The sequence below is a fragment of the Streptomyces sp. NRRL WC-3549 genome (assembly GCF_000721935.1).
Classification (GTDB): domain Bacteria; phylum Actinomycetota; class Actinomycetes; order Streptomycetales; family Streptomycetaceae; genus Streptomyces.
On sequence record NZ_KL585400.1, the window covers coordinates 19,161 to 22,874 of the forward strand.

Below are 3,714 nucleotides of genomic sequence, written 5' to 3' on the forward strand. Positions count from 1 at the left end.
GGCGGGCGTGGGCCGTGCGGGCGCGAGCCGTCAGGCGTGCGGGCGGGCGTGGGCCGTGCGGGCGCGAGCCGCCAGCCAGGCGCAGGCCACCCGGTGCAGGCCACCGCGCGGGCCACGCGAACCACGAGCGGGGCGCCGGGCGGGCGCCGGCCAGGCACAAGCCGCCCGGCGGGAGCCGTGTCCGCCCGTTCCCGCCTGGGTGGGCTCCGCCGCCGGCCCGGGTCAGCCCCGGGGGTAGCGGGCGAGCCAGCCCGGGGCGGCTGCGGTCGGGCTGTGCAGCGCCGGGCCCTGCGTCATCTCCATGGCGAAGTCGTCCGCGAGCTCCAGTACGGTCGAGCGTCCCTCCAGCTCGGCCAGCCAGGCCGGCGGCAGCGCCGTCTCCCCGTGCAGCGCCCCGAGGAGCGCCCCGCACACCGCGCCGGTGGCGGACGACGGGCCCGAGTGGTTCACGGCCAGCCGCAGCCCGTGCCGTACGTCCTCTCCGACCAGGGCGCAGTACAGCCCGACGGCGAGCACCTCCTCCGCCGAGTCGGTGTCGCCGAGGGCCTCGATGAGGGCGGGCCCGGGGATGCCCTGCCGTACGGAGCCGAGCGCCTGCCGCAACGCGTCACTGACCTGCTCGTTGCCCGGACGGTCCGCGAGCAGCGCCAGGGTGTGCTGCACCGAGCCGTCCAGGGTCTCGCCGCGGGCCAGCCCGTGCACCATGAGGGCGAGGGCGCCCGCGGACAGCTGGGCGGTGGCGTGCCCGTGCGTCTGGGCGGCGCACTCGACGGCCAGTTGGAGGACGAGCTGCGGTTCCCATCCGACGAGCAGCCCGAACGGTCCGGAGCGGGTGAGCGCCGCGGAGTCCCGTGCGGCCGGGTTCTTGGGTACGTCGAGGGTGCCCATCGTGGCGTCACCGAAGCCGACGAGGCATTCGCGGGTGGGGGCCCGGCGGGCGTACAGCCATTCCTCGCACGCCAGCCAGCCGTTGTCGCCCCGGCGCTCGTCGGGCCCCCAGGCGTTCTGGGTGGCCGCCCACCGCAGGTGTGCGCGGTGGACGTCGGTGGGCGGGTGCCAGGCCCCGGTGTCACGGCGCACCTGGGCCCGGATGAGCCCGTCGACGGTGAAGAGGGTGAGCTGGGTGACGGCGGTGACGGCACCGCGTCTGCCGTGCGCCGCGACGAAGTCCGTCAGCCCGTCCGCGCCGTGGGCCTCGCGTATCGCCTCCAGGCCGAGCCCCGAGACCCCGGCCCCCAGCGCGTCCCCGATGGCGCCGCCCAGCAGAGAGCCCCGTACCCGGCTGCGGAAGTCCTGCTGCTGGGCGCGGCCCCAGACAGCTGTGGTCCCAGTGCTCACCGTGCCCCTTCCGTCCGTCCGTCCGCCCTACGGTGTGCGACCGCGCATGCACTGTAATCGAACGGGATGGCCGAACTCAGGGCCGGAACAGTATGTGCGGATAGGCTCTTTACCAGCCGGTAACGCGGGTTTCGGGGGCGCTTGGGCCCGTGGGCCGTGGGTCCCGGCCGGGTCCCGCGTCCGGTACGGACGGGGCTCGCACCTCCGCCGCCGGCCTCGCGCGGCGGAGTACGGTCAGGGCACCCGGCCTCCCCTGCACTCCGCGACGCGCAGCGCGTCCCGCAGCGACTCGGTGGCCCGCGTGAGCGCGAAACGCACCGCCACCTCACCGGCCGCCAGGTCGGCGAGCACGGCCTCGGCCCCGGCGAGCACCGCCTCCCCCGACGCGATCAGCTCCGCCTCCACCTCGTCCGCCATCCGCCATCCGCGACAGCCTGCTGCCGGGATCGTCGGTGCTGAGGTAACAAGGTTTCCCCTCGGGGGAGTTCCAAGGCAGCAGTCGCAGGGGAAGCTCGTTCATGGGGCGCGCCTCGCAGACGTGGGTGTCTTCCGATGTGGATGTCTTCCATCGGGTGACGGTGGTCACTGTTCGTGTTCCGATGATCACGGTCCGGCCGTAGCCTCGGAAGAGGCGCACGGTTGCCTGACCAGGGGACAACGAAAGGAGCGGGATGACGGCAGAACCGGCCCACGCGGACGAGGAGTCGGGCCGCGCGGCACTGGGACGGGCCCTGCGGTATCTGCGGGAGCGATCGGGAAGGTCCCTCGGCCAGCTCGCCGGGGAGACCCGGTACGACAAGAGTTACCTGTACCGGCTGGAAGCGGGCCAACGGCTGTCCAAGCTGGCGGTGATGGAGGACCTGGACCGCTACTACGAGTCCGGGGACCTGCTGGTACGGCTGTGGAAGGTGGCCCGCCGCGAGGTCTTCAAGGACCGGTACAAGGAGTTCATGCGGCTGGAGCCGACGGCCCGCATCATGCACGTCTTCACGCTCGGAATCCCCGGACTGCTCCAGACGGAGGATGTGGCGCGAGAGCTGTTGTCCGGCGCCCAGGAAACGGCGGCGGAGGCGGAGTCGGTGGAAGAACAAGTGGTGGCGAGGTTGGGGCGCCAGCAGCTGCTCTGCCGTGACCCATCGCCATCTCTTCGGATCATCATGGACGAATACGCTCTCCGCCGGCCGGTCGGTAGAGCCAAGGTGTGGTCGGCACAGTTGGAGCACCTCATCGAGGTGACCGAAAAGAAGATGGTCACTCTCCAGGTTCTACCGCTCACGACCGGCGCGCACCACGCAATGGATGGCGCTCTTACGTTGCTGTGGCAGGAAGACGGCAGCGCAGTCGCCTACATGGAGGGCAACCGGTGCGGTGAACTACTAGAAGATCCGGCCGACGTCACACGGGCGCGGCTGTCCTACGATCGGCTCCGGGATCCGGCGCTGCCCCCGTCGGATTCGAAGGCGTTCATCAGGGGCGCTTTGAAGGAGCTTGGAGAATGAACCGGACGCCCGACCTTGCCAGCACGACCTGGCGCAAGTCCAGTTACAGCGACGGGGGCCCCAACAACTGCCTCGAAGTGGCCGTCGGCTTCGCAGACGTCGTCCCTGTCCGTGACAGCAAGAACCCTGCTGGCCCCGTCCTGATCATGGCCAACCACGCCTGGACCGCCTTCGTCCACGGCGTACGCAGGACCGGCCAATGACCATTCCCGCCGCAACGGTGTGGCGCAAGTCCAGCTACAGCGACGGCGGCGACAACAACTGCCTCGAAGTCGCCCATGACTTCCCCGGTATCGTCCCCGTCCGCGACAGCAAGAACCCCACCGGCCCCGTCCTCGTCATGGCCGCGCCGGCCTGGGCGGACTTCGTCGCGTTCGCCGTACGCCGCTGACGGGTCCCGGCCTCCGCGCCGGGACCCGTCAGGCGTTCGACGTGGCCCGCGCTCAGCCCTCCAGCACCGGCAGCAGCTCCGGCAGGTGGCCGTCCGAGGCCGTCGCGGCCGCGATCCGCTCCTCCGGGACCTCGCCGTACAGCGTCGTGCGCGGTTTCGCCGGGCGGCCCGCGAGGTCCGCGATGGCCACGAGGTCCTGGATCGAGCGGTACGAGCCGTAACTCGACCCGGCCATACGGGAGATGGTCTCCTCCATCAGGGTGCCGCCCAGGTCGTTGGCGCCCGAGCGCAGCATCTCGGCCGCTCCCTCCGTCCCCAGCTTGACCCAGCTGGTCTGGATGTTGGTGATGTGCGGGTGGAGCAGCAGCCGGGCCATCGCGGTGACCGCGCGGTTGTCCCGGTCGGTGGGGCCGGGGCGGGCGATGCCCGCCAGGTAGACCGGGGCGTTGGTGTGGATGAACGGCAGGGTGACGAACTCCGTGAAGC

The 3,714-nt window shown here is 71.7% G+C and carries 4 protein-coding genes and 2 pseudogenes; 3 read left to right on the plus strand and 3 right to left on the minus strand.

The window, feature by feature from the left end; all coding sequences use genetic code 11:
* Nucleotides 1-222 precede the first annotated feature (222 nt).
* Complete coding sequence (locus IH13_RS0115840) at nucleotides 223-1,338, minus strand: ADP-ribosylglycohydrolase family protein (protein WP_031084912.1); 1,116 nt, start codon at nucleotides 1,336-1,338, stop codon at nucleotides 223-225.
* A 234-nt stretch (nucleotides 1,339-1,572) separates the two neighbouring features.
* Nucleotides 1,573-1,858 (minus strand): annotated as a pseudogene (locus tag IH13_RS37620) (hypothetical protein).
* 151 nt (nucleotides 1,859-2,009) lie between these two features.
* Here IH13_RS37620 and IH13_RS0115850 point away from each other — a divergent pair.
* The 3 genes from IH13_RS0115850 to IH13_RS0115860 are packed head-to-tail and all read left to right on the plus strand — an operon-like array spanning nucleotide 2,010 to nucleotide 3,228.
* Complete coding sequence (locus tag IH13_RS0115850; protein ID WP_031084914.1) at nucleotides 2,010-2,837, plus strand: helix-turn-helix domain-containing protein; 828 nt, start codon at nucleotides 2,010-2,012, stop codon at nucleotides 2,835-2,837.
* Nucleotides 2,834-3,040: a DUF397 domain-containing protein gene (locus IH13_RS0115855; protein ID WP_031084916.1), complete on the plus strand. Its 207-nt coding sequence runs from the start codon at nucleotides 2,834-2,836 to the stop codon at nucleotides 3,038-3,040. Before IH13_RS0115850 ends, IH13_RS0115855 begins: the two co-directional genes overlap by 4 nt.
* Entirely contained in the window at nucleotides 3,037-3,228 is a 192-nt protein-coding gene (locus IH13_RS0115860) for a DUF397 domain-containing protein (protein ID WP_031084918.1), read from the plus strand. Before IH13_RS0115855 ends, IH13_RS0115860 begins: the two co-directional genes overlap by 4 nt.
* 52 nt (nucleotides 3,229-3,280) lie before the next feature.
* Here IH13_RS0115860 and fbiC read toward each other — a convergent pair.
* A pseudogene (gene fbiC / locus IH13_RS0115865) lies at nucleotides 3,281-3,714 on the minus strand (7,8-didemethyl-8-hydroxy-5-deazariboflavin synthase); the annotation flags it as partial.

Bases quoted from the DNA above. Each gene is read 5' to 3' on its own strand.
- IH13_RS0115850 (WP_031084914.1), top strand. From the start codon at position 2,010: ATGACGGCAGAACCGGCCCACGCGGACGAGGAGTCGGGCCGCGCGGCA.
- IH13_RS0115855 (WP_031084916.1), top strand. From the start codon at position 2,834: ATGAACCGGACGCCCGACCTTGCCAGCACGACCTGGCGCAAGTCCAGT.
- IH13_RS0115860 (WP_031084918.1), top strand. From the start codon at position 3,037: ATGACCATTCCCGCCGCAACGGTGTGGCGCAAGTCCAGCTACAGCGAC.